We start from the raw sequence: 26,824 nt of genomic DNA on the forward strand, positions 1-26,824 counted from the left end.
GATAATCAGATCCAGTAGCAATCAGGTTACCTAAGTATTTTGTAACCTGATTTTTTTGTCAATGTACCATTTTTAATCTCTCTAAGGTATTCTGAGGGTGAATAACCCGTCTGAGATTTAAAGGTTCGATAAAAGGAGACCTTGTTATTAAAACCGGAACCATAGGCAATATCTATTAATCTTATTTCATCCATCCGTGTATTGCGCATCAGGGTTTTGGCCTCTTCCAGACGGTATTGTGCCAGCAGGTTTTTGAACGAACAACCGAATCGTTGATTGATCAGCTCGGATACATAGGAGGTAGATTCTCCTACAGATTGGGCAAATGCCTCAAGATTGAGCGTATCGTCAAGATGGATTTTGTCAGTTTCGAATTTATTTTTAATGCGTTGTTCGGTCTGTTTGTATTTATCCAAATCACTCAATTCCGGTTTCCGCTTGCTATTAAATACCGAGGATCTATTGATGAGTTTGTAAGCAATAGATTGAATGATGAATGTCATGATCAGCATGCTGATTTGATTGAATGTTGGAAATTTCATCCACCCCAAAGGACTAAAAATGAAATAGATAAAGTGGGCCAGAAGAAAATAGCTGTATGAAAATAACACGGTTAGGTACCAATTGACCAAGGCATTATTTTTCACCAGAGTTTTAAATTCTCTAAGTACTCTGATGGCCATGTACATATAAATTCCAATATGAAAGAAAAAGCTCAAACTGAGGTAAAAATCAAAACTTTGGTAACTGGGCACCTTATTCATAAAAGCACGCACCATGTCCAACTTAGCATCCGGTGCCATGGCATAAAATGGTAGATTGAAGACCAATAGGATTACAAATGGAATAAAATGAAGGTAATGTACCTTGCGTAATTTGAATTGACCATTGACCAGGACAAAGGCCATAAAAAGCAAAAGAGGGGGCTTAAGAAAACTAATAGGATAACTAATGCCAATCAAATGCGGAACCGCATCAATGAGTCCACTACCAACAAGTAAACGCTCAAAAAGTGTAATCCCTTCAATGATAAGAAACCAGGCAAAAAATCTCCTAAAAGAGGTCTTATCTTTCCCGCTTAGCAGAACCAAGGAAATAAAGAAGGCCTGACAGGCCCCAAAAGCAATCAGGAAACTTAACATTAAAGCCATATCGAGCATAGCGAATATCCAATCGAAAAGTACACTATGAGGATAATGTTACGAGATTTGACTGAAAGTAGCAAAACTGCCTATTGCATTACCACATAAGCCAACTGAGTTTGTGTGACTTGGTGTTGCCAATCTATAGGCTGATAGGCATCGAGGCGGATGATGAATGGCTTCGATTCATCCGCTTGAAAGATCAACTCTTGATAGTTTCCCAGATCTTTGCTTTTGAATTGGACGGTTTCGTACTCCTTACCTGTCAGGCTTTTGCTTATTATAGGTTTCCATTCTTTTGACTTGCCTATGATCAGTTTATACTTCGAATCTTCTTTCAACAATTTTGGCGCAAGGGCCGCAAATCCTAAATCATAATACTCAGCATTGACTTCTGGCAATCGCCGAAACTCATTTAATGAAATAGGCTGTTCAGCCAATTGCCAATAGGGAATAAATGGGAAATGATTGAAAACAAAAAGCTCCGGCGGAGTTCGATAAAAAAAGGGCGAGACCTTTTCTTCAACACGTGTAGTGGCTGCCCATGTCACATCGACCAGTGACCAGGTATTTTCTAGTCTCACTACATTCCATGTATGGGCTATTTCCAGGCTGTCGGACAAAATAAGCCCTTCTTTGCTTTTTGCATATCCATCTACCACCTCGCATTCGATGTCGAATTCATTCAGAAACAGCTTGTACAAGATGGCATAGCCCGAACAAATTGTTCTCTTAGATTCGAATACGTCTAGTGCGTATGGGCGTGTCACTTGTCCATGAACAGCTACCAGATTCTCTGCAATAGCATAGTCGTATTGAATATTTTGAGCCATCCAGTAATAAAAGAATTTGGCAATGTCATTCTTTTCCGTGTAGGCCTGGGTTACATAATTAATAAGCTCTTTATAAGAATGGTCTGCATGTTCTGGAAATCGTGTATTCTTCGATTCAGGAATTTGAGCCGAAAGATGGCAAAACATGAATACACCGAACAGAACAGAAATAGCCTTCATCTAAACAAGATATCAAACCTAAAAACCAATTCAAAGCTTGAATTGTCCAACAAACAGGATCAGTTTGATTGATGACACTATTCCTTCTGTTGATAGCTCTTGGCTACCACAATCAAGTTTAGCGAACTGATTTTATATTTGGTTCTTGTAAGTACGGCTTGGATCAGCCAACCACAAGAAATGTAGGTTGCCAACTCTCGACTGCACGAGGAAATCAATTCACCTTCAACAAGTCTTTATTGACCTTCAAACAAAACTATGTGTGACGTGTCAATTAGCTTCTTTCCATTATTCAAATTGACCTCAACATAAAACTTGGTAGACTTTGGAAGCCCATTATGTTTTGTAAGTTTCATATGAAATGACTGATATTCCTTGTCAAGATCACCATCAGAAAATTCTTGCAAATTGGTTCCATCGTCTACAGGCGAAGTGAGTTGAAAATCAGAGGCAATATTTACTGTGTCCTCATTGATAACATTAATCATAAACAATTCGACGGTTTCTATGGAATCGGGCCAGAGATGTTCGTACGCACAACATCCTGGACTGGGCTCTTGAACGACATTTTCAAACAAATTCAGGCCAACGGCAATTCCAAAATCGCAAGTACATACACTATCCTCAAAGCCAAAGAAATATGTATCCCCTTGATTATAGTAAGGGATCAAATCGACTGAAGAAAACTCACTCGATATGATTTCAATATTCTCACATCTATCATAACAACTATATGACTCTTCATAAAAGTCGCAAGACATGATGGCTAGCATCATAAAATAAAAACAATAATGAGAGGTAATTTTAGAATAGGATGCCATTTGCAGGGTAGGTTAGTCTTACCAATAAGACCACCTACTTAGATGCAACCCCCAAAATCTGGTCTCAACAATTAGTACATCATGAAATAGTTAAAAAAAGATAAAACCTGCCGTATTGAATCTCGTATCTGTCCGGATTAGAGGACATCAATGAACTGTCATTAGCTATGGCATCGGCACACCACAACCAAACAGCGATCGCATTGGTTCATCCACATAAGTAAATATACCGAATGGCGAGTAGGCAAAATTATAGACTTAAATTTTCGCGAATTACTATTATATTGTATAGTAATTCAACCAAGTGATATTAAACCCAAAAATAACCGCAGGATGAAAAAGCTAATTCTTACAGCCACGGTGCTCTTTTTTCTAAGTACGATTAGTTATGCACAAAGCAAAAACGACCTAAAAGGCCCAAAAGCTAAAAACTACAAAGTTTGGAAAAAAGATAAAAAGACGGTACCTGTCTATACGACGGCGAACAAAAAGTCACTCTTGGGACCTAAAGCTAAAAACAAGAAACCTGGAACCGCCAAAGGTGAAAAGGTATTGGTGATTAGAGATGATAAAAGATCGAGCGCAAAGGGCCCAGCTGCTAAGAATTATAAGCCCTGGAAGTAAGTGCCTGCATATTTCAGTATAATTAGCAAGAGTTATGCTATGAATCCTATTGTCCCAATCACATCTCGATACCTGTTGGTGTCACATATGGGTTGATTTAAACCAAGTGCGTTTAACATATGAGTATTTCAATCGTTGGAAACAAAATCAGGCTCACAGAGACCGAAGCGGAGCATTTACCGCTAATCATGGCACTTGAACAAGACAACCTTGACTTTATTGGCTCTTTTGATCGTGCAGGGCATCAAGCCTTTATGCACACCACTAATAGCCTCCACCTATCCATGATAGACTTATCAAACGAAGATTTTGTCGGATTCATGTTACTCGACGATGTGCTAAGCCCTCATCGCCACATCGAGTTCAAGCGATTCGTTGTTGGCATTCGCCAAAAAGGATTTGGTCGTGAAGCGATACGACTCTGCAAGAAGTTTTGCTTCGAACAACTCAGTGCCCATAGTTTATGGCTCGATGTATTTGATGACAACCCAAAAGCCATCAGTCTTTACGAATCCGAAGGGTTTGTATTTGAAGGAAAAAAAAGAGAGTGCTTTCTAGATACTAAAGGCTTCCGCTCCCAACGATTTTATTCTATGCTAGAGTCAGAATACAAACCGATCATTTGAATCATTTTAACCAGCTCCTTTTCTTTCATTTATTGGACTTTACAATGCTGCCATTTCACTTTTGGCAGAAATACTAAGGTAAACATCAGGTGAACATACTGCAATAAATACCTCAAAGAGGTGTACAGTAGGTGAACACGGCCTATCAAAATATGCCTTTCCTCGTCTTGAAAGATACATTTGTTATGAGCAACAAACGTCATAACTACTGCGCGCTCAAACATTTTGTATTTCACTATTGATCAGAATACTTTAATCAAGACGCACAATGAAGCAACTATCAAAACATCTCTACCATGCCGTGATGATATTCGGCATGGTGGTCATTTTCAAACAAAACACGGAAGCACAATCCGTAAAAATCACAAATATTGAATTTACCGACAATCAGGTTCATGTAACCTATGATCTGGAAGATTCAATAGTTGGAAGATATTATTCTATCCGTTTGTATTCGTCAGAGGATAATTTCCTGAATCCTTTAGAACAAGGGGCTGGCGAGATAGGAATGGAGATCAAACCAGGTTTGAGCAAGAAAATAACCTGGGACGCAAAAAAAGAACTTGGCTCTTCATTCAATGGAAAAGTGGCTTTAGAACTTCGGGGACGAGTCTTTGTCCCATTCATCAACATGGAAGGATTTGAAGACATTCAGACCATGAAGCGAAAAAGAGACTATAACATAATCTGGACAGGCGGCAGACCGCAGAACATTCTGAATTTTAATCTCTATAAAGGAGAACAAAAAGTACAGACTTTTGCAAACATCGCCAACGTTGGGCATTATAAAATGCAGTTGCCGGCGCACACAAAACCAGGTAAGGATTATCGTTTTGTGATAGCTGATACCAAGAATAAAGATGAGGTGGTCAGAACAGCTGAATTTAGAGTCAAAAGGAAAGTACCGCTAGTATTGAAGATTGTGCCTGCTGCGATCTTGTCAGGAGCGATTATATATTTCGCTGGCCAATCACCATCCTCATCAGCCCCTACCGAATTCTCGATTCCAGACCCAATTCTTCCTAATTAAATGCTTGATATCATGAGAAATTTCATTAAAATATTTTTAATCACAGCCCTGCCATTTACTGTATCCCATGGTGCAATGGCGTTTTGCACTACCCCTGGAAGCTTCACCTTAAACAGCCCATCTTCTAGCAACATTTACGGGACTTCGATTAATTTGACCTGGGGCACATCGACTAATGCAGTGACCTACTTGGTAAACTACCGTGTATCCGGAAATGTCACATGGTTGGATGGGGGAAGTACTACAGGAACATCCGCCACGCTCTCCGGGCTCTCTTATGGTACTACTTATCAGGTGAAAATTACTGCCACCAACATTTGTGCAGGACCTCCTCCTGAATATGAGCCAATAACCTCCCAGCGTGATTCAAACACTCGCACAATTACGACCGAGCCCCAATCAACGACAACCAATGCAGCTACCAGTATAAGCACAACTTCATTTACGGCCAATTGGAATAGCCGAACTGGAGCTACAAGCTACGATCTGGACGTTTCTACATCGAGTAGCTTCACTTCTTATGTCAGTGGTTATAACGGCTTAAACGTATCCTCAACAAGCAAATCTGTAACCGGGCTATCTTCAGCTACACGATATTATTATAGAGTCAGATCAGTTAATTCCGGCGGCGAGAGTAGCAATTCCAGTTCAAGAACCGTCTATACCATTCCTGACACTCCAACTATGAATGATGCTAGCAACGAATCACAAACTTCTTTTGATGTCAGTTGGGGCGGAGTGGATAGGGCAGACAGCTACCGCCTTGATGTTTCTACTTCAAGTTTATTTGTTACTTATGTGACAGGCTACAACAACCTAACTGTAACAGGAACATCACATAATGTAACAGGTCTGACAGAAGGCACAACGTACTATTTCAGGGTTCGGGCATACGATTTCAACGGTAATACTACTTCTGCCAACCCAACGGCGAAGAATACCATCACAATACCAGATGAACCTACAGCCACAGCGGCCACTGATCTGACCCAAACCTCGTTTACAGCCAATTGGGACAGTGAACTTGGGGCAACCAGTTACAGATTGGACGTCTCTATAATGGATGATTTTTCAAGTTTTTTTTCAGGTTATCAGAATCTCAGTGTGACAGGCACCTCCCAATCCGTAATTGGATTATCCAATGGAACCACATACTATTTTAGGCTTAGAGCAGAGAATGCCAATGGTGTATCCTCCAATTCTAATGAAGTTGTAACTTTAACTATACCTGGAGAACCGGCGGTACAACAAGCAACCGATTTTACTCAAACATCTTTTACTGCCAACTGGAGCGCGGAGATTAGCGCTACAAGCTATCAACTGGATGTTGCATTTGACCAAGGGTTTACCGAATATGCAATGGGTTATCCCATGTTTGGAATTATCGGCTTAGAACAATCTGTCACTGGTTTATCTTCAGGCAAAACGTATTACTATCGGGTTCGTGCTGTCAATAATTCCGGGACCTCGGGCCATTCATCTTCAATCGAAACAATTACGATTCCTGGTAGTCCTTTTTCCTTGCCGAGTGACATCACTGCCTCTTCCTTCGTTGCAGGCTGGGGTGCGGTAATCGGAGCCAGTAAATATTCGATCGATGTATCTACCGTCGATGACTTTTCTTCATTCGTTCCTGGATATGAAAACCTGGAAGTTTTGGACGTTACGCAAGATGTAATAGGGCTTGATCCTGGAACCACTTACTTCTATAGAGTAAATGCAGGAAATACTTCAGGTTATTCTGATTACTCACCGACACGTGAATTAATCACGAAACCAGAAACTCCTACTGCTACTGCGGCCACTGATAAAGAGATAGATAGATTTACAGCTAATTGGGAGGCGATCGCCATCGAACCTAATTCCTACATTATTGATGTTTCTACTTCGGAAGACTTCTCTTCATTTGTCCCCGGATACGATGAAAAAACTGTGTCTACCACTTCCCAATCCATTACGGGCTTGAGCCCTGGAACTATTTATTACTATAGAGTAAGATCAAACAATGACGGCGGATATTCGGACAATTCAAATATCATTGAAGCATTGACTTCGCCAGATGCACCAGTGACAACGGCAGCAACGAATTTGTCAGAAAACTCCATTCAGGCTAACTGGCTTGCAATGGCTGGGGCCAGCGAATATCAACTGGATGTATCTACCGCGGCCAATTTTGCCGAGAGATTGGATGGTTATGATAATATAACTGTATCTGGTACCTCAAAAACGGTTTCGGGACTGGATGGAGGTAGTACCTATTTTTATCGAGTTCGCGCAAAAAATACGTCCGGAACATCTATTAATTCAGAAATTATTGAAACGCTAACAGTTCCTGCGATACCTATAGTATCTACCGCCACAAGCCATTTTGAAACTTCTTTCGATGCTCATTGGGAAGCAGTTAATGGCGTTGAGCAATACTGGTTGGACGTAGCAAAAGATGAGAACTTCAATGATCTGGTTGAAGGTTATGAAGATTTTGCTCTCGACGGCTCTTTATTGTCGCATCAGGTGATTGGGCTTGCAGCGGGAACCGAATATTTTTACCGGGTAAGTGCCAAAAATGCAAGTGGAAACTCAGGACATTCTGCAACTATATCGACCATTACCACGCCCGCACAAACGAGCATAACAGGCTTCGCGGATCATTCTTCAACTAAATTTAGAGTGTCTTGGGAAGGTGTCTTGGGAGTTGATACTTACGAGATTTACGTAGCCACTGATCCTGTATTCAATTCACTTGTAGATGGTAACAGTCCAAAAGTGGTACAAAACATTCTCACGGAGACTTTTATTGAAGGGCTATTGCCAAACACGATCTATTATGTGAAAGTAAGCTCTACCAATACTTCAGGCAGTGCTACCTATTCGGATATTAAAACCACGTCCACAACAAATAGTGATGGCTCAGTAGTGAAACCCTCAATTGATAATCTCAATTTTGATTACAGCAGTTTGAAACTAACCTGGAGTACATCCGGGGGTACAGGAGGTATTACCTCGGTTGTGCTAAGTCATAGAAAGATAACAGAAAGTGACTTTACCTCTGAAGAGGTTACAATTGATCAAGATGGATCATATGAGGTTAATGTGGAGCCCGAATGGATGGATGCATTGGGTATGCAATACCAGATACACATCGAAGATTTAGCTGGCAGATCTGATCTCACAGAAACTATTACTTATAACAGGCCTGTTCAGGACGTCGAAATACCAATTTCTGAAAGTTTTGGGACAACAGTCAATGATTATCAAATCATATCTATCCCGTATGAATTATCGACAACCAGAATCCAAGATTTATTCGAAGGTGTTCTAGGAAATTACAACAAGGCCAAATGGAGATTATTAAAATACAAAAATGATGAAACCGGATACGTGGATTATGAAGAAGGTCTATCAGTGTCCAACGTACAAAGAGGAGCCGGATACTGGTTTATTTCTTCTGAAAGTGTCAACCTCATGTTCGGCGATGGTCAGACCCCCTCTAATACGATAGATGAGCCATTTGAATTAAACTTAACCCAGGGATGGAATCAAATTGGCAACCCATACCTAGAGGATATAAGTTGGGCAGATGTCCTGTCTGCTAATGGTAATCCAGAAACGGTAGGGCCACTTTTCACCTACAATTCCACTAGTGCTGCGTTTGAAGAAAATGATCTATTTCGAGTATTCGGTGGCGGTTTCGTTTTCGCGGATCAGGCTATCATGCTTACAATCCCAGTTGACATCAATTTATCTACTTCAGGAGGAAGATTGCGGAAATCAGTAAAGCCAGATAAAGAAACTACTTCAGGATGGGCCCTGGACTTTAATCTGGCTCAAGGCGATAAGACAAATCAATTGTCGGGCGTAGGCATGAATGCTTCTGCTCAAATGAGTAAAGATCAGTATGATGTCATGACGCCTCCCTACTTTTCTGATCACATAGCTATGCACACCGAACACAACGATTTCTTTTACAAGTCATTTACAAAAGATATCGTAAGTCCGAGAGATCAATATCATTGGGCATTTAATTTACAATCCAATACAAATGAATCTGTAGAGCTTACTTGGGACCATGCCCAAATACCAAATGGTTCATTGATTCTCTATGACTTGCGAGAGAATGCTTTGATCGACATGAGAAACAATAGCTCGTACGTCTTCACCAAAGGCACACAGTCTTTCAATATCTATTACACAAAAGAGTCAGTAGATCTGGGTAACGGATTCCAACTCGGCAAAGGATTTCCAAATCCAATGAATCATCGGATAGAAATTCCATATGCTTTTCATATTGGAGAGGAGGTCTCATCTGCAATATTGACTATATATGATATGCAAGGTATGCAGGTGGTCAATAAGACAGAATCAAATCATGCTCAGGGCGTTAGAGGCCTGACATGGGATAGAAAAAACAATAACGGAGGTCAAGTGGCCAGGGGATTGTATTTCTTCCAAATAAAGTCCAAGACAGGTAATCATTCAGTTGTTACTACCGGGAAAATCATAATTAAATAAGCAATTAGAAATAGTAAATAAAATAATCATGAAGCCATATTTTTTTCTAATCATTGCATCATTACTGCTAGTTTCCAGCAGTATCAAAGCACAAAATCTATCCGATAAATCAAATAGTCTACATCTCAATTTTACTGGCGAGGGGCTGCCGACTTCGCATAGTCTTCCGACTATTAAGTGGATTAATCCTGGTATGGAATACTCAAGTAGTGTGGAAGCTAAAATAAGCATCCAGGCAGCCATTAGCTCTTCTAAAGTTATAAAGAAGGTCACACTAAATATAGGAGATGATCAGAGTGGAGAGGTATTAAGTTCGAAGTTGATTAAGATAGAACCGCACCAGAAGGAAGTAATCATCAATCAATCCATCTGGCTTCCTAATGGTGCGGTTTTCTTAGAGCTGGAAGCAGCAGACAATCATGGAGCAACAGTATCTGCCCAGCGAAAAATGACCATTGGAGAAGGGGCACTAAAAAACATGATTTCAATGAATAGAAAGGATTATGCCCTGATCTTCGCTACCGACAGGTATGATCACTGGAGTGATTTGGTCAACCCGATAGACGATGCGCATGCCATGGCTAAAATGCTTCAGGAAAACTATCAATTTGAGGTAGAAATAGTCGAAAACGCATCTGTGGAAGAAGTGTGGTCTGTACTCCGGTCATACAACGAAAGAAACTTCAATCCACAGGATCAACTCCTGGTATTTTTTGCAGGTCACGGGCACTACGATGAATCCTTCGGCGAAGGATATGTAGTGGCCTCAAACTCGTTGAAAAATGATGTTGCAAAAACCACCTATATCTCACACAACAGACTCAGAGGAGTAATAGACAATATTCCAAATGAGCATATATTATTAGCTATGGATGTTTGTTTTGGGGGGACTTTGGACCCGGTGCTAGCCCGGTCCAGAGGACTCCAAAGCTACACAGTTTCTGTATCCGATATGCTAATCAGAAAGTTCGACAAACGTACCCGGAAGTATCTGACCTCCGGAGGCAAAGAGTATGTTTCAGATGGAATCCCGGGTAGCCATTCTCCTTTTATGAGCAAACTGCTCTACGCTCTCAGCACAAACGGTGGAGAGGATCGTGTATTGACCATGTCAGAAATAAAGTCCAGTATGGAAAACTTGTCTCAAGTTCCAAGATTTGGGTCTTTCGGAACTGATGAAACCCTTAGTGACTTCGTGTTTATAGCAAAATAGTCGGTAGCACAATATAGAAGAAGCGTAGTTGCTCAAACCCCATTGGATAGGTCCATTTTAGTTGAATAGTGGAAATATCCTGGGGTTTATTTTTTTAAAAATAACTCGCGAACCCAAACTGTACACCCGCTGTCTTCGAAACCGGGTTACCCAGAAAATCCCGTTCCCAATGTCTTCTATAATTAAATTTCAAGAGCGTATTACTTGAAAAGCGTAAACTCAATCCAGGCACTATTGCATAAATCTGATCATAGATATTAGTATTGGTCTCTTCAAAATCATCAATATTGTAGTCGACATATTCTAGTCGATTGATCAGATTCAAAGTCACATCCTTCCAGCCGAGCAGGTCCCTTCTAAATATAGGATAGATCATGTCCAGATGCGTACCAAATTGCTTGGTACCAAACTGCTGGCCATAGGCTTCAGGAATATCTACAGAAGCCCAGGCCGTCTCACCGATCAATTGTAGCTGCGCTATCCTAAAATTATAATCTAGAGCCCAAAGACTTGCTCTCCTTTTGTCCTCTACTGTTTCTCCCTCTATCTCAAATTCGTTATAGATTCCAGTATAGCCAGAAAGTCCAAATTCACCCAAACCAAAGGCATTAAACGCCAAACGGCCGGATATGGCTGGTACGCCATTGTTGTCTTCAGCAAACATTTCTTCAGATTTACCGGCCCCAAAAAAGGTGCGATTTTCTGTATTGGCTATGATGCCATCCTGCAAACCATTCGTTAGATACAACTCATAGGTCATTTTATGCTTGCCAACTGGAACCTTACCATAAAACCCCATTCCCATTTCGGACAAGGTGGAAGGGATAACATTTGTTGAAACCAGTGGCCTGTCTATGAACTCCCATTTCGGACCGTCATGGTTCTGGTTGAAATAACCCACCGGAGGCAATAATATTCCCATTCGAAAAACCAGAGCCGGATGTATTTCGAAATCCAGCAACGCTGTCTCTAATGCAATCTCTTCAGTGCCATGTTCAAACTCCAGCTCTGAAATAAATTTAATTCTCTCGTGTACACTGGCAAACAAAAAGATGTTGAACCGACGCAATTCCATGCTGTAACCGTCTGATATACCATCAGTTGTGAAATAATTTGTATTGCCCTCAACATATCCACCAATAGAAGCCGATGACGCCCCTCCTTGCGCTTTATATATAAATGGTCGGTTGAAAATAGCTTCCAGGTTAGTGTAAGAAGAATCGGCTTCCTGGGCCTTTACTTGCGTAGAAAAGATCAGCACTAAAATTGCTATTACTTGTAATTTTTTCATGTTCGTTATGATCCTATCACCTCATTCAGGTGATATAAATGAAATCGTCGTTAGATGTTACTTTGAATTTTTTTAAATCGTCCTCTGCAGGCCCCGTGAGCACTCTGCCTTTATTGGTAAACTCACTTCCATGACATGGGCAATGCAATTCCTGTCCAAAAGGAACCACTTCACACTCTTTGTGCGTACAGAGCATCAAAACAGCAGAATACATCTCTTCTTCCTTCAGAACAAAAATGGGAGCTGGAAGTCGGTCATCCTTGATAACAACAGATGTCCTCTCCAGGAATTCAGATTTTGCGACCTTTATGCGGTTGTTCTCCACGGCATATTGAGCATAGTATACTTTTGCACAGGAGGAAAGCATACCTCCGCCTGCTAGTGCACCGAGGCATACCATACCACTTTTTTGAATGAATTTCCTTCTCTCCATAGTTATAGAGACTCTAAGAATTTGACCACAAATGCTTTATCCTCTGAGGACAACTCCGTGAAATTCGTTGCCGACTGAGCCGCTTCACCCCCGTGCATCGTAATCGCTGCTTCTATGCTCCTGGCACGTCCGTCATGCAGCAGAAAGTAGCCTCCACCCTGAGCATCCGGCGACAGCCCCAGTCCCCAAAGTGCAGGAGTTTTCCATTCGGATGTAGTAGCCGTGCCTTCGGTATAACCATCGTCCAGCCCAGCTCCCATATCATGCATCAGGAGGTCTGTATAGGGATGAAAAGTTTTGTTGGCCAATGCTTCCACCGCATGATCACCTGTAGTCATCGTAGAGAGATGGCATGATGTACATCCAATTTGCTCAAATAGTATCTCTCCCGATCTCACTTCGGAATCTTCTTCATTTCGTCTTACCGGAGGCTTCAATGTACTTAGGTAAAACACCACCTCGTTTACAGTGGCCGCCGAAACCTCAGGATCATCTACTTGCCCGATAGTAATATCAGACTCATTGTAATTAATAGGGTCGTTCAGGTCGAAATCAGAAGTAATCCCCATGTCTTGCTTATAAGCGCCAACGGTTTGCATTGTTAGATCAATAGCTCCTGCCTTCTTTCCAAAGCGTCCAATATATTGTCCTGAATTAGGCTGGTGATGTGTGCGCGGTTGGAAAAAATCAGGTGGGGTAATGTAATTCGGCACGCCGGAAATACCATCCGCGTCTAAATCCAAAGGATCTGCATTTGCCAGGATATCAGCATCAGTCACGGCTTCCAAAAGCCCTAGCCCAGTCACAGCTGGTGCCAAAAAGGTCGTAACCCCTGTTGCATCTGCGGGAATACGCTCTGCCTCAAATCCTGGTATTGCCCGGTTTTGCAATTGCGGTCCACCTTGTAATAGCATATGATCAAAATTGCCAGATGTGAATTTACCAAACCTCGTTAGCCCAGAGGAAGGGTGACCTTTACCATCTCCCGGATGACAGGCTATGCAGGATGAGGTAACAAAATACGGCCCCAAACCAGTCTCTGGAGTAAATACCTCTCCAAATGCTTCGTCGCCTGCCAGAAAAGTTCTAATCTGAGCTGCAGAAAGACCATCAATTGGTCCATCCAATACTTCGTTGTCAGCTGGTGCACTCGGCATGATCTCGTCACAACTCTGCAAAGCAAAGAATAAGAGGCCCAGGGTATATATTTTTCTCATTTTTACTATTCTAATAATATTTTAAAGCAAAGCTAGTATTATTTTTAGATATGTCTAAAAATATTATTAGAAAATAATAAATTATAACAAAAAAAGGCTCTCTGATTCTTCAGAGAGCCTTTATGCCTTAGATTGAAATTTTAATTATTCATACAAGAGACTGACACTACCTCCAGAAGCATGCAAGCTTACGAGACTGCCTCCACCATTTACTTGGCCTTCTACGATATGGTCTCTTGATGTTCCCGAAAAGTTATCTAACTCGGTTCTTATCGTTTCTCCTCTTAGTAGTAAATCGAGTCCCATGGAATCAGGAACTGTCACGGCAATACTACCATCAGAAGTACGAAGCTCCAGGTCCGCCTCCAATTTCAGCATATTTCCTTTAATCTGACCATCAGAAGTTCTGGCCTTTAATGAACCCGATAAATCTCTAAATGATATACTGCCATCTGACGTATTCAGTACCATATCACCCTGAGATTGACTTAATCGTATATCTCCATCGCTAGTCGTTAATCTTGTGTCACCATTAATATTTTCGGCGTTCAGATCACCATCACTTGTCACCAAACTCACTTCTCCCTTGATGTCTAATAGATCCACATCTCCATCTGAGGTACGGCCGTCCACATTCCCATCGATTGTTCTTAACTTAATATCTCCGTCGCTGGTAATAGGTTCAACATCTCCAACAATTCTGTTTAAATAAATATCACCGTCTGATGTTCGTACATCTACTCTTCCCGTAATTTTCGACGCATCAATATCACCATCGCTACTGCGTAATTTTTGGTTTGCCTTCAATCCCTTGACTCTCACATCGCCGTCAGAGCAGTTTATATTACAAGATGTTTTGAATGGGGTATAAATTTCAAAAGAAATGTTGATTCTGTCCCGCCAATCCATTAGCCTGTATTGGTATTTCTGTTTGACCGATATTTCAAGAAAATCATTGCTAGAGGATATCTCTATTGTAAAATCCTCCTCAAGATCTTCTCTCGATACCTTCAGAAGCTCTCTGTTTCGTTCTACAATGTAGAATACTTCTATTTCATTCTTTTCTGAAGGATAAACATCCACGTCTCCATCACCGGAATTAATCCGCAATGAGGGTGAATCCGATACGCGATAGACTTCATTAAAAGAATATTTTCTGTTTTGCGAAAAGCTCTCCGCAGACAGAAGAACACAAAAAATAAGTAGAAAATTAAATTGAGTTTTATTCATGACTTTGAGGTTTGTAATGACGTACAATCAAAAGACATGACACTTGACTCAGGGTTGCATGAGTCAAAGAGAAATTTAGATTATCTTTTTTGACTTATTGAAACAGATGCTTTTTTGCAGACTCCTTTGATCGGCGGGTTGTGTTTACTCACCGTGCTGTTCACTTGCGTAATAGATGAAAACTGCTTCAGCAACTCACGGCAGATCGATGAGGCCAGAGTTTCCAGCAATTTAGTTGAAACAGACATGACCGTAGATACGATCAAATATATCTCCTCATAGTTAATTGTATGGTCCAGATCATCGTCAGTGAATGTTGTTTCACTCAGGCATACCTCTACATCGACCGTGTACCTGTTGCCTACCTTTCTTTCTTCTTCATAGTACCCATGATGAGCGAAGAAGTCCAATCCCTCCAGCCTTATTGTTGTCATGAATTAATCCTCCAATTCATCAAAAAAGGACAGACCACCTTCCACCGCAACCTCTTTCTTTGGCACGGTTTTCGGCACCACGGGTGTAGGCGCAGTTCTGGAAATTGGGTTTTCCTCCGAGATATAATTCTTTTTGACCGTAGCCTTATCCGATCCTGGTGTCTTTATCTCTTCGATTTTTTCTTCTTTCAACTCAACCGGCTTCACTTTTTCCATTTGAATAGAGTCGATCTTAGAGACACTTTCATCCGAATGATTACTTACCCGCTCTGAAGTTTCACGCAGCAATTGCTTCACCTTCTTGACGTGAGTTTCAATCCCAGATTCCTGATATTTGATTTTCTCTACTTTGCTCATCACATCGCCAGAGAGTAATTTGAGCTGTGAAATGATATTATCTCTTTGATTTTCAATGATGCGATAGTTTTCCTCCAAACCTTTCACTTCATTGGTCATTTCTTCCATAATGTCACGCGCTTCCATTTCCGCTTTTTCAATGATGGCACGCGCCTTATTTTTTGCCTCTCCAATCATCGCATCAGCGTTAATTTGGGTTTCTTTTAAGTGAAGAGCAGCCGTTTTGTTCGCCTGATCTACCACATTGGCTCCGGTGTCCTCTGCTGTCTTCAAAGTTTTGAATAATGTGCTTTCGACGTCTCGGAGTTTTTGAACTTCCTTTTCCAGCTTTTCCTGCTGAACTTTAAGGGCCTTGTTTTCGTCCAACAGTCGCTCCCATTCGTGAGAAAGAGAAAGTAAAAATGCTGCTACCTCGTCTTTGTCCAGTCCTCTGAAAGACTTCTCGAAAGTCTTTTGTCTGATTTCTAATGGAGTAATTTTCATCTCTTTATAGATCGTTTAATAAACACCAAAGGGATCAATTATGATTGAATCACCTCATCCGAAAGATGTCTTGTCCAAGCAATTTCCACCACTAGTTTTCTACACCTAGCAGTCTAAATATACTTTAAATACGTAAAAATCGGTAGTTTATTTACTTATGGGGGCTTATATCTGCAATTATAAGCATTATTTTTCAATATTTATATGCCATACACCAATAGAACGATCATCGCTACAGGACACTAAATAGTTATTATGCGCAAGCCAAAGTAATTTATTTACGGAGGTGAGGTGTCCATTATGCCTCGCTTTGTCTATCACCTTAATCAATTTACGCTGATGATAATCCCAGATTTTGATCGTCTTGTCCATACTCGCTGTAGCCAAATAGCCTCCATCTTGGCGTTCTACAACATCATTAATGGCATACATATGAGCATTGATAGACTCATCTAATTTCAATCCTTCATCAATATTCCAAAATTTCAGCCGCGCATCCCGACTCCCACTTATGACGTAATTGTCCTTTTGCAGCAAGGCAAAGACAGAATTATCATGTGCCTGGACTTCTTCTACTAAGCTGAGGTTCGGTAAGCTGTATTTTCTAATAAATCCATCACTAGAGCCCACTACGCAATGATTGTCGTGTGTTATGAGTATATCGCGAAGGTTCTGATCGCAGACCTCTACTTGATTAACAATTTTTAGTTTCGACAGATCTATAGCGAAAAGCGTACCCTCTCCTGTTGCTACCAAAAGTAAGTCATTGATCATTTTCATATCGAAAATGGCCGATTCTGTAAATTGTAGAGACCCCACTTCCTTGTTTGACAATACGTCTATCAAATGTATGCCTTCATAATTCTGTGCAACGACGAGCAAGTGGCGTTCAGGAACCAACCGTAGGGAATAAACTGAAGCCTGAACCTTAGCAATAAGCCTACCGCTATCAGTTTTGTTGAGGTCCCATTCCACAATATTTCCGTCGCCTCCGGCAGAGTAGAAATGATGAGGCTCAATACCTCGCTCCAGTGTATAAACTGCATCTGAATGACCTGTATACGTTATCGCTTTTTCGATTTGAACCATTTGGTAGCTTATAGCCGAATAGCCGCTTTAATTTTGTCAGCTACATCAGACAGCTCCGATTGTGTCGGTTTCAGCTTTGGACGTGAAAAATTGACATCCTCCATGGCCGTCATCGGGATGAGATGTACATGCGCATGTGGCACTTCCAATCCAATCACAGATACGCCAATTCTTTCACATGGAATAACTTGCTGAATTCCCAGAGCCACTTTTTTGGCAAATAAGTGCAGCCCAGCTAATGTTTCATCATCCAGGTCATAAATATAGTCGACTTCTTGTTTTGGTATGGCCAAACAATGACCGTCCATCAAAGGGTTTATATCTAAAAACGCCAGATAATTATCATCTTCCGCGACAATATGAGCTGGAATTTCACGACTAATAATTTTACTAAATATACTTGCCACTATTGAAGACCTATTTCAAGAATTTCGAATTCAACATTACCTGCAGGTGCTTCAACAATAGCTGTTTCACCTACCTTTTTGCCTAAAAGCCCTTTACCAAACGGTGACTTTACAGAAATCTTAGCAGCCTTAAGATCTGCTTCTTCTTCGGCCACCAGTGTGTACTTCACTTCCATGCCGTTTTTCTTATTTCTTATTTTTACTGTCGAGAGAATTGATGCTTTGGAAGTATCTATTTGCGATTCATCAATTACTCTTGCATTTCCCACTACAGCCTCAAGTTTTGCAATTTTAAGCTCTAGTAGCCCCTGGGCATCTTTTGCCGCATCATACTCAGCATTCTCACTCAAATCTCCCTTATCTCTTGCCTCAGCTATCTGCTTAGCAATGTCTGTTCTGCCGTGCGTCCTCAGATCGTTCAATTCGTCTTTCAACTTCTGAAGTCCTTCTTCTGTATAATATGATACACTCATGTTATTTGATTTATAATAAAAAAGAACGGTCTCATTGCTGAAACCGTTGCTTGCTATTTTCTTAAATATCTATGTAAAAATACGAATTTTACTGACTTTGTCCGGCGAGCCACCTTGAAAATCAACGCTTCGTTTTAGGCATTATTTTGTTTTTTGATCAAATTAAGCGCTGATCCGGCCTTGAACCACTCAATCTGCCCTGCATTATAGGTATGGTTAGTCACTATGGTATCTTCAGAGCCATCTGCATGTTTCGCTACAATGATCAAAGGCTTGCCCGGAGCAAAATCCTTCAAGTCGATAAAATCGAATGTATCATCTTCCTTGATCTTATCGTAATCGGCTTCATTAGCGAATGTCAAACCAAGCATACCTTGTTTTTTCAAGTTTGTTTCATGAATTCTTGCAAACGACTTCACCAATACGGCTCTAACACCAAGATGCCTTGGTTGCATTGCTGCATGCTCTCTTGAAGATCCCTCACCATAATTTTGGTCACCTACTACTATAGTTGGTATGCCAGCAGCTTTATAGGCTCGTTGCGTATCAGGAACCGCACCATATGAACCATCCAATTGATTTTTTACTTTGTCTGTTTCACCATTAAAAGCATTCACGGCACCAATCAAAGTATTATTGGCTATGTTATCCAAGTGTCCACGGAATCTGAGCCATGGCCCTGCCATAGAAATATGATCAGTGGTACATTTGCCTTGCGCCTTGATCAATAATTTGGCACCAGTGATATTTTCACCGTCCCAAGGAGCAAATGGAGACAACAATTGCAGTCTTTTAGAATCATCAGCGACTGAAACCTGAACACCTGAACCATCTGCCGCTGGTTCCTGATAACCGGGATCTTCGACATCAAATCCTTTGGTTGGTAATTCATCGCCTTTTGGAGGATTTAGTTTCACTTGCTCTCCAGCCTCATTGGTCAATGTATCAGTGATTGGGTTAAATCCCAAATCTCCAGATATAGCGATGGCAGCTACCATCTCTGGTGAAGTCACAAATGCATGCGTATTTGGATTACCATCCGCACGCTTAGCAAAGTTTCTGTTGAACGAATGGACGATTGTGTTTTTTTCTTGCTTGTCAGCTCCGGCTCTGGCCCACTGACCAATACATGGTCCGCAGGCGTTGGTAAACACCTTGGTCCCCATTTTCTCGAAAGTCTCAATAATACCGTCTCTCTCTATGGTATATCGCACTTGCTCTGAACCCGGGTTAATTCCAAACTCAGCCTTTGGCTTAATACCATGCGCTACAGCCTGCTCCACAATTGAGGCGGCTCTGGACATATCCTCATAGGACGAATTGGTACAAGATCCAATCAATCCCCACTCTACCTTAGTTGGCCAGTCATTGGCTTCTGCCTTGGCTCTCATCTCACTGATTGGTGTAGCTAAATCAGGCGTAAATGGACCATTGACATGAGGAGCCAAAGTAGACAAGTCTATTTCGATTACCTGGTCAAAATACTGTTCCGGGTTTGCATAAACCTCATCGTCACCTGTTAAGTGTTCTTTAATACCATTGGCCAAATCAGCTACTTCGGCTCTGTCGGTAGCTCTTAAATATCTTTCCATGGATTCATCGTATCCAAAAGTAGAAGTAGTAGCTCCTATTTCAGCACCCATGTTACAAATGGTTCCCTTTCCTGTACATGACAAGTTTTTTGCACCTTCTCCAAAGTATTCAACTATCGCACCGGTTCCTCCCTTTACAGTTAATATACCTGCCACTTTCAGGATTACATCTTTAGCAGATGCCCAGCCACTCAATTCTCCAGTTAGTTTTACACCGATCAATTTAGGAAATTTCAATTCCCAGGCCATCCCTGCCATCACATCTACAGCATCAGCACCTCCTACACCAACTGCTACCATACCCAATCCGCCTGCATTTACGGTATGCGAATCCGTACCAATCATCATTCCTCCCGGGAAAGCATAGTTTTCAAGAACCACTTGATGAATGATACCTGCTCCCGGCTTCCAAAAACCGATGCCATACTTATTGGACACAGTATCTAAGAAATTGAACACCTCGTTAGAAGTATTAATAGCATTTTGTAAATCTTCATCCGCTCCCACTTTCGCTTGAATCAGGTGATCACAGTGCACAGTGGTAGGAACTGCAACTTTAGACTTACCAGCTTGCATAAACTGGAGCAGCGCCATCTGAGCCGTGGCATCTTGACATGCAATTCTATCAGGAGCGAAATCAACATACGATTCTCCCCTTTTATAAGTCGCACTAGGCTGGCCTTCATATAGATGGGAATACAATATTTTTTCGGCCAAGGTCAACGGCTTTCCCGTCAATTCTTTGGCTTTGTTGATTCTATCACCCATTTGGGAATAGACTTTTTTAATCATGTCAAGATCAAATGCCATAATTGCTACTTTTTTAGTTGAAATATTATATTAAAAATTAAATCGGAGGGTCAAATGTTAATTTTTAAGGTTGCAAAAGTACCAATAATTGAAAAATTTGCGAGTACAATTGCGCAGAAATAAGCCCTGACTATAGTATATTTTTTTGATTATTAGCTCAGGAGCTCAATAATCATTTAGATTAAAGTCTGACCAATAATAAACTTCATTATATCCGTAGTGGTGATTATTCCCACGAGATCGCCTTCAGAAGTAACTGGCAAGGCGTGAAATTGATTTTTAGCAAATACTTCTGCAGCATCAAGTATTGTTTTGTCCTGTTCGATTGTTACAGGATTTTGTGCCATGACTTTTCTCAATTCAATCTCAGGAATATTTCTGTTTGCAACACTTACCTTATTAATTATTATTTTATTCACCTCATCAACTTTGAGCACATCAGTATGACTGATCATACCGATTAAAGAACTACCAGTTAAAACAGGAATATGGCGAATTTTTATTTCATTGAAAATTGCCATAACCTCCTTTAAAGAATCTGAAATATCTACCGTAATCAGATCCTGTTCCATTATCTCCGATATTCTTGTATTCAAATTCATGAGTTGTGATTAATAGATTGTTTTACCTAATGTAGTTAATTTTTTGTCTGATAGGAACTAAACGTTAAATCTAAAATGCATGACATCACCGTCTTTAACTACATACTCTTTTCCCTCTATCGCTAGTTTTCCAGCTTCTTTGCATGCCTGCTCCGAACCTAGTGCCTGATAATCAGGAATTTTGAGCACTTCAGCTTTGATGAAGCCTTTTTCGAAGTCCGTATGAATAACACCTGCGGCCTGAGGAGCTTTCCAACCTTTCTTGATTGTCCATGCTCTGACTTCAGTGACGCCCGCTGTAAAATAGGTGATCAAATCCAAAAGATTATAAGCAGCTCTTATTAGCTTATCTAAGCCGGACTCCGTTAGTCCATACTCTCCCAAAAACATTTCCTTCTCTTCGGGATCCTCAAACTCAGCTATTTGTGATTCAATAGCTGCGCTCACCATAACCACCTGGGCATTCTCGTCCGCAACTGCCGCCTTTAAGGCATCCACGTGTTCATTGCCAGTTAAAATTGCTCCCTCCTCAACATTGGCGGCATAGATTACTGGTTTAATGGTAAGCAATTGCAAATCTCCGACTGCCTCTTTCCTCTCATCCGTCAATTCCAGCGATCTTGCATTTTTCCCTGACTCAAGCAATGTCTTATACTCTTCAAGTATTATAAGCACAGCCTTAAGTTTAGGGTCACCCGTTTTAGCCATTTTTGAAATTCTTTGAATTTTCTTGTCAATGGACTCGAGATCTTTGAGCTGTAATTCCGTATCGATCACCTCTTTGTCGGCGACCGGATCAATTCTGCCATCAACATGAACGATATTATCGTCGTTGAAACAACGCGTCACATGCACAATGGCATCTACTTCGCGGATATTGGCAAGGAACTTATTCCCTAATCCTTCACCTTTACTCGCTCCTTTTACCAAACCGGCAATATCTACGAATTCGATGACGGTAGGTAGTACCTTCTGAGGGTTAACTAGTTTTTCCAATATTCCTAATCGCTCATCGGGAACTGTAATGACTCCCACATTAGGTTCTATTGTACAGAAAGGAAAATTGGCAGCTTCTGCCTTTGCATTTGATAATGCATTAAAAAGGGTTGATTTACCTACATTGGGCAAACCTACAATCCCACATTGCAATCCCATTTATATAATACTTTTTGATACTTGAAAAATCCTGTAGCTTTTAAACCCAGACCTAATTTCTACCACTGAAACACGTATGATTGTGTAAACAGGAATGGCAGCAATCATGCCTGGAATGCCTGCTAAACTTGCGGCCGCAAAGATAACAACAAAAATCTCTAAAGGGTGCGCCTTGACACTTTTTGAAAAGATAAGTGGTTGAAGTAGCACATTGTCTGTGGCTTGCACAACAGTGAAAACAGAAGCAATTTTCAGAATAAGAATAACTGTCACTTGATCAAATGAAAAATGACCGCTGGTAGACAGTCCTACAATGATTCCAAACACCCCACCCAGCAATGGCCCCATATAGGGAATTAAATTCGCCACAGCAGCAAATACTGCTATGGTAAGTGCGTATTTGACTCCAAATATCGAAAGCCCAAGTCCAGCGATAGAGAATATGGCCATCATCTGTAACACAAGGCCAATCAAATAATTGGACAGTAGGTGCTCAATCTTATGTATGGCTGAAATAAACAATTCGAAGTACTGATTGGGTACTATTGCAATGAGTCGCCGACTAAGCAGTCCGTTTTCAAGTAAAAGGAAGAATGTGATAAAAGAAATAGCAAGCACGGTAATAAAGAAACCTCCCGTGAAGGTGAGAAGGTTGTTGATGATATTTCTGAAATTTAAGTTACTCACAAATGCAAAGACACTGGTTCGAATAGTCTGTGTCAAACTATGCTCGTCTTCACTCACCAGATTGTACTCTATTAGAAAATTCTCTAACGACACAATGGGTTGTGAAAGATTAGAATATACTTCATCAAAGCTAACATTGGACAAGACATTGACTTGCTCTACAATTAGAGGGATAAAAAGCAGAACAAATGAAAATACGACGCCAATCACCGCGCAGTACGAAATTAAGATAGCAAATGCACGCGGCATACGTACTCGAAAAAGATAGGTTCGACTGATTAGGTTGGTTAGTGGTCTAAGTATGGTAGCCAGAACAATTGAGATGCAGATATAAATAAATATATCGCTGAACAACCATGCACTGAATACAAACAGAACAACAATCGAAACAATAAAAACTAACGTTCTTCTTATCATGGTCTAAAAATAAAAAAAGCTCAAGGAGTACCCAAGAGCTTTGAAGTTTCTTCCTGAAGGAAATGATTTAGTCCCACTTCAATTCGCTATCATCGGTTGACGTAACCGTTTCGGTTTCCGTTTCCGTGGTTTTTTCAAATTCCTCTTTTTCCCTATCAAACTGCTCAAAGTCAATTTCAGGCATCAATTCATCTTTCACATGATTTACTGTATCATTCAATGCTTGAACGAATTTATTGAAGTCTTCTTTGTATAGGAAAATTTTGTGCTTTTCGTAAAAATAACCATCATCCTTGTAGCGTCTCTTGCTCTCTGTAATGGTCAAATAGTAGTCATTCGAACGCGTGGCTTTTACATCAAAAAAATAGGTTCGTTTCCCCGCTCGTACTCTCTCAGAAAATATTTCTGCTCTGTCGTTATCCTTATGATCTTCCACTATTATAGGTATGTTTAAGTTGCTAGAATTTAGATTTTGATGATCAATAAAATTCTTTAAAAGCTTTAAATATACTGTTTTTTATTTCACAAAAGCAAATCACCTATTATATTATGAGGAAGATTAACCCGAGCTTAAATTTTAATTAAAAATTTCGTTTTAAAAGCGGTTAGGAATTATAATATTGGCAACCATCCAGATCATTTCTATCTTGCATACGTTGACCTTTTTAAAAAACATCCTTTGAAATTAGATATAGACCTTAATAAACTAAAAGAGTATGCCAACGTGGAACTACTCGCCCGTCAATTGGTGGAGGGTTTTATCACGGGGCTTCATAAGTCACCTTATCATGGCTTTTCGGTTGAATTTGCGGAACACCGACTATATAACTATGGCGAAAGCACACGCCATATCGACTGGAAAGTGTATGCTAAGACTGATAGATTGTATACCAAGCGATACGAAGAAGAAACAAACCTGAGGTGCTATATCGTTTTGGATACGTCTTCTTCTATGTACTATCCAAAACCCGAACATGGTAAGATCAAATTTTCGATTCTTGCGGGAGCTGCTATTTCATTTCTATTGCAGCGCCAGCGGGATGCCGTTGGGCTATTTTCATTTGGTGAAAAAATAGATTTTCAGTCTGATACCAAATCGACATCCACGCATGTGCATAATCTTCTCAAAAAGTATCAACAGCTCTTTGAACAGCCTCCTATGCATCAAAAGACGGATGTTGCTGCCGTGCTACATGAGGTAGCTGAAAAAATACCCAAGCGTTCTTTGGTCGTCATTTTTTCAGATATGCTCCAAAATGAATCCAATCAGGAGGAAATCTTCTCTGCATTGAACCACCTCAAGCATAACAAGCATGAGGTGTTACTTTTTCATGTCAATGATAAGGAGACTGAGTTGAATTTTGAATTTGAAGATCGCCCGTATCGTTTTGAAGATTTAGAAACAGGACAGGTAGTTAAGTTAACTCCAACGGAAATCAAAAAAGCTTACAAAGAAAGTATGAACGAATCTTTCAGAAATCTCTTTCTTAAATGTTCGCAGCTAAAAATCGATTTCGTGGATGCAGACATCAAAGGTGGGTTCGATAAGATTCTCAGTACTTATCTAACCAAACGAGCCAAAATGGGCTAAGCAGGTCTCCATTTTATCTAACTTTAATTTGATGCAAGACTCCAAAGAACTCAAACTAGCCAATGTTGCCTACTGGATAATCGTGGCTGCCGGAACAATCGCCGTACTTATGTACTTTCAAAATTTCCTGAAGGTATTCTGTATTTCGATTTTGATCTGGTATATCATCAAGAAGCTGAGAGACTTAGTAAGTAAAATTAAAATAGGAAAATTCAGCCTCCCCAAATGGCTGGTAACTATAATAAGTACGGTCGTGGTCTTTTTAGCCATTTACAGTATTGCGAGCATTATTAGTGCCAATTTCCAGAGTCTCGCCAACAACTTCCCTATTTATAGCGATAACATTACGAAAGCGCTGGTAAGTCTTGAAAAGCTACTCGGCATCAAGGAGCTCGACGAGTCGTTCATCGAACTTATTGGAGAATACAAAACCAGTATCGTGGTATATGCTGGATCTTTTGCAACATTGGTTGGTCAGTTTTTGATTATTCTCATTTATGTGATTTTCCTTTTATTAGAAGAGAGCTTGTTTCAACAAAAAATAGAAAAGGTGCTCAAAACTACTAAGGCTGGGATAAATATACATGGCACTATTAGTGCTGTCACCAACCTGTTTGATGACTATCTATCCGTCAAAATTTTCACGAGCTTTCTTACCGGATTGCTTAGTTATTTCGCCTTGTTGATCATAGGTATCGAACTTCCTGCACTTTGGGCGTTTATTATTTTTCTATTCAATTTTATTCCTTCTATAGGGTCGATTGTAGCCACTCTTTTTCCGGCACTATTCGGAATGGTACAATTCGGAGAAACCAGTGTCGCCTTTACTGTCTTGGTTGCCGTTGGGGCAATTCAATTACTAGTAGGCAATTTCTTAGATCCCAGACTCATGGGAGACAGATTAAATATCAGCCCACTTGTGGTACTACTTGGTCTTACACTTTGGGGTTTTATGTGGGGAGTAGTTGGAATGATTCTTTCGGTACCTATTACGGCTACACTAATTATCATCTTTGGACAATTCGAAAATACAAGACCGTTGGCCATTTTACTTTCAAAAAACGGAGAAATACACTTTAGAAAAGAAAAGCAGGGGTAGTTAGTCTTCTTCCCGCATATACTTCTCCAACATAGTCGCACACTGTACCTTGACTTTGTTATGCAAATAGTCCGTCCAGCCCAAAAGAATACCTGGCATCCCAAGTGCCATTCTGCTCCAGCGATAAAAATCGAAGTAGTCCCTATGTCCCACAATGAGTCCATCCCTGAATTCAAATTTTGCATCGATAATATTGTGCACCTTTCGGCCTGTTTTGGAAAATGGGTATTTGGCTTCCCAGTCCACCCCGCCATATTCATTTTCAGACCAGGCATTTTTAAAAGTGATTTCTATATTGTTATTTCCACTCAAAAGCATGGCCCACATGGCGCAGGTCTGATTATAGTCTAAGACTCCAAAGGCCGGGTCTTCAAACTCCAATTCCTTGTGGTAGCAAGAAGCCATGGTCTTGGCATCTTTTTCGTTGAAGGCGGTATAAAACTTCTCGATCAGGGCAACGTGTTCTTTGATTAGCATGA

General features: G+C 40.6%; 25 protein-coding genes. 7 read left to right on the plus strand and 18 right to left on the minus strand.

Annotation, left to right across the window (positions count from 1 at the left end):
• Positions 1-26: 26 nt before the first annotated feature.
• The 3 genes from ABJD64_RS20755 to ABJD64_RS20765 all read right to left on the minus strand — a co-directional run bounded on the left by ABJD64_RS20755 (position 27) and on the right by ABJD64_RS20765 (position 2,976).
• The gene (locus ABJD64_RS20755; protein WP_348195289.1) at positions 27-1,151 is read right to left on the minus strand and encodes an AraC family transcriptional regulator; all 1,125 of its coding nucleotides are present in this window, start codon (positions 1,149-1,151) and stop codon (positions 27-29) included.
• 80 nt (positions 1,152-1,231) lie between these two features.
• Positions 1,232-2,155: a transglutaminase domain-containing protein gene (locus tag ABJD64_RS20760; protein WP_348182302.1), complete on the minus strand. Its 924-nt coding sequence runs from the start codon at positions 2,153-2,155 to the stop codon at positions 1,232-1,234.
• A gap of 236 nt (positions 2,156-2,391) precedes the next feature.
• Positions 2,392-2,976, minus strand: a complete 585-nt coding sequence (locus ABJD64_RS20765) for a hypothetical protein (protein WP_348182300.1) — start codon at positions 2,974-2,976, stop codon at positions 2,392-2,394.
• A gap of 333 nt (positions 2,977-3,309) precedes the next feature.
• Here ABJD64_RS20765 and ABJD64_RS20770 point away from each other — a divergent pair, with 333 nt between their 5' ends.
• The 5 genes from ABJD64_RS20770 to ABJD64_RS20790 all read left to right on the plus strand — a co-directional run bounded on the left by ABJD64_RS20770 (position 3,310) and on the right by ABJD64_RS20790 (position 10,978).
• The gene (locus ABJD64_RS20770; RefSeq protein WP_348182298.1) at positions 3,310-3,600 is read left to right on the plus strand and encodes a hypothetical protein; all 291 of its coding nucleotides are present in this window, start codon (positions 3,310-3,312) and stop codon (positions 3,598-3,600) included.
• A 119-nt stretch (positions 3,601-3,719) separates the two neighbouring features.
• Entirely contained in the window at positions 3,720-4,226 is a 507-nt protein-coding gene (locus ABJD64_RS20775; protein ID WP_348182296.1) for a GNAT family protein, read from the plus strand.
• Between the two features lie 268 nt (positions 4,227-4,494).
• Positions 4,495-5,256: a hypothetical protein gene (locus tag ABJD64_RS20780; protein ID WP_348182295.1), complete on the plus strand. Its 762-nt coding sequence runs from the start codon at positions 4,495-4,497 to the stop codon at positions 5,254-5,256.
• 12 nt (positions 5,257-5,268) lie between these two features.
• Complete coding sequence (locus tag ABJD64_RS20785; RefSeq protein ID WP_348182293.1) at positions 5,269-9,765, plus strand: T9SS type A sorting domain-containing protein; 4,497 nt, start codon at positions 5,269-5,271, stop codon at positions 9,763-9,765.
• Positions 9,766-9,793: 28 nt separating this feature from the next.
• Positions 9,794-10,978: a caspase family protein gene (locus ABJD64_RS20790; protein WP_348182292.1), complete on the plus strand. Its 1,185-nt coding sequence runs from the start codon at positions 9,794-9,796 to the stop codon at positions 10,976-10,978.
• Between the two features lie 94 nt (positions 10,979-11,072).
• Here the strand turns inward: ABJD64_RS20790 and ABJD64_RS20795 are convergent, their stop codons facing one another.
• The 14 genes from ABJD64_RS20795 to ABJD64_RS20860 form a co-directional block, all read right to left on the minus strand.
• Positions 11,073-12,269 carry a hypothetical protein gene (locus ABJD64_RS20795; protein WP_348182290.1) on the minus strand — a complete coding sequence of 399 codons (1,197 nt, stop codon included), beginning with the start codon at positions 12,267-12,269 and terminating at the stop codon, positions 11,073-11,075.
• 25 nt (positions 12,270-12,294) lie between these two features.
• Positions 12,295-12,702, minus strand: coding sequence for a Rieske 2Fe-2S domain-containing protein (locus tag ABJD64_RS20800; RefSeq protein WP_348182289.1), 408 nt, complete (start codon positions 12,700-12,702; stop codon positions 12,295-12,297).
• Between the two features lie 2 nt (positions 12,703-12,704).
• Positions 12,705-13,919: a di-heme oxidoredictase family protein gene (locus ABJD64_RS20805; RefSeq protein WP_348182288.1), complete on the minus strand. Its 1,215-nt coding sequence runs from the start codon at positions 13,917-13,919 to the stop codon at positions 12,705-12,707.
• A 144-nt stretch (positions 13,920-14,063) separates the two neighbouring features.
• Entirely contained in the window at positions 14,064-15,149 is a 1,086-nt protein-coding gene (locus ABJD64_RS20810) for a DUF4097 family beta strand repeat-containing protein (RefSeq protein ID WP_348182287.1), read from the minus strand.
• Between the two features lie 80 nt (positions 15,150-15,229).
• Positions 15,230-15,583, minus strand: a complete 354-nt coding sequence (folB, locus tag ABJD64_RS20815) for a dihydroneopterin aldolase (protein ID WP_348182286.1) — start codon at positions 15,581-15,583, stop codon at positions 15,230-15,232.
• A gap of 3 nt (positions 15,584-15,586) precedes the next feature.
• Positions 15,587-16,423 (minus strand): DivIVA domain-containing protein, encoded by an 837-nt coding sequence (locus tag ABJD64_RS20820; protein ID WP_348182285.1) that lies wholly within the window; start codon positions 16,421-16,423, stop codon positions 15,587-15,589.
• Between the two features lie 186 nt (positions 16,424-16,609).
• Positions 16,610-17,512, minus strand: coding sequence for a WD40 repeat domain-containing protein (locus ABJD64_RS20825; RefSeq protein WP_348182284.1), 903 nt, complete (start codon positions 17,510-17,512; stop codon positions 16,610-16,612).
• An 8-nt stretch (positions 17,513-17,520) separates the two neighbouring features.
• Entirely contained in the window at positions 17,521-17,919 is a 399-nt protein-coding gene (locus ABJD64_RS20830) for an HIT family protein (RefSeq protein WP_348182283.1), read from the minus strand.
• Positions 17,919-18,392, minus strand: coding sequence for a transcription elongation factor GreA (gene greA, locus ABJD64_RS20835; protein WP_348182282.1), 474 nt, complete (start codon positions 18,390-18,392; stop codon positions 17,919-17,921). The genes ABJD64_RS20830 and greA overlap by 1 nt, the downstream gene beginning before the upstream one ends.
• 134 nt (positions 18,393-18,526) lie before the next feature.
• The gene (locus ABJD64_RS20840; RefSeq protein ID WP_348182281.1) at positions 18,527-20,794 is read right to left on the minus strand and encodes an aconitate hydratase; all 2,268 of its coding nucleotides are present in this window, start codon (positions 20,792-20,794) and stop codon (positions 18,527-18,529) included.
• A gap of 176 nt (positions 20,795-20,970) precedes the next feature.
• Positions 20,971-21,366 carry a CBS domain-containing protein gene (locus ABJD64_RS20845; RefSeq protein ID WP_348182280.1) on the minus strand — a complete coding sequence of 132 codons (396 nt, stop codon included), beginning with the start codon at positions 21,364-21,366 and terminating at the stop codon, positions 20,971-20,973.
• Positions 21,367-21,453: 87 nt separating this feature from the next.
• Positions 21,454-22,551: a redox-regulated ATPase YchF gene (gene ychF / locus ABJD64_RS20850; protein ID WP_348182279.1), complete on the minus strand. Its 1,098-nt coding sequence runs from the start codon at positions 22,549-22,551 to the stop codon at positions 21,454-21,456.
• Positions 22,552-23,655, minus strand: coding sequence for an AI-2E family transporter (locus ABJD64_RS20855; protein ID WP_348182278.1), 1,104 nt, complete (start codon positions 23,653-23,655; stop codon positions 22,552-22,554). It lies immediately after the preceding gene.
• 67 nt (positions 23,656-23,722) lie between these two features.
• Positions 23,723-24,091, minus strand: coding sequence for a DUF3276 family protein (locus tag ABJD64_RS20860; protein WP_348182277.1), 369 nt, complete (start codon positions 24,089-24,091; stop codon positions 23,723-23,725).
• A gap of 243 nt (positions 24,092-24,334) precedes the next feature.
• Here ABJD64_RS20860 and ABJD64_RS20865 point away from each other — a divergent pair, with 243 nt between their 5' ends.
• Positions 24,335-25,246, plus strand: a complete 912-nt coding sequence (locus ABJD64_RS20865) for a DUF58 domain-containing protein (protein ID WP_348182276.1) — start codon at positions 24,335-24,337, stop codon at positions 25,244-25,246.
• A 31-nt stretch (positions 25,247-25,277) separates the two neighbouring features.
• Positions 25,278-26,345, plus strand: coding sequence for an AI-2E family transporter (locus ABJD64_RS20870; RefSeq protein WP_348182275.1), 1,068 nt, complete (start codon positions 25,278-25,280; stop codon positions 26,343-26,345).
• On the opposite strand, the gene ABJD64_RS20875 is transcribed toward ABJD64_RS20870, so the two are convergent.
• Positions 26,346-26,822, minus strand: a complete 477-nt coding sequence (locus ABJD64_RS20875) for a nuclear transport factor 2 family protein (RefSeq protein WP_348182274.1) — start codon at positions 26,820-26,822, stop codon at positions 26,346-26,348. It abuts the gene before it with no gap.
• Positions 26,823-26,824 lie beyond the last annotated feature (2 nt).

The organism is Reichenbachiella sp. (assembly GCF_039944555.1).
GTDB lineage: Bacteria > Bacteroidota > Bacteroidia > Cytophagales > Cyclobacteriaceae > Reichenbachiella.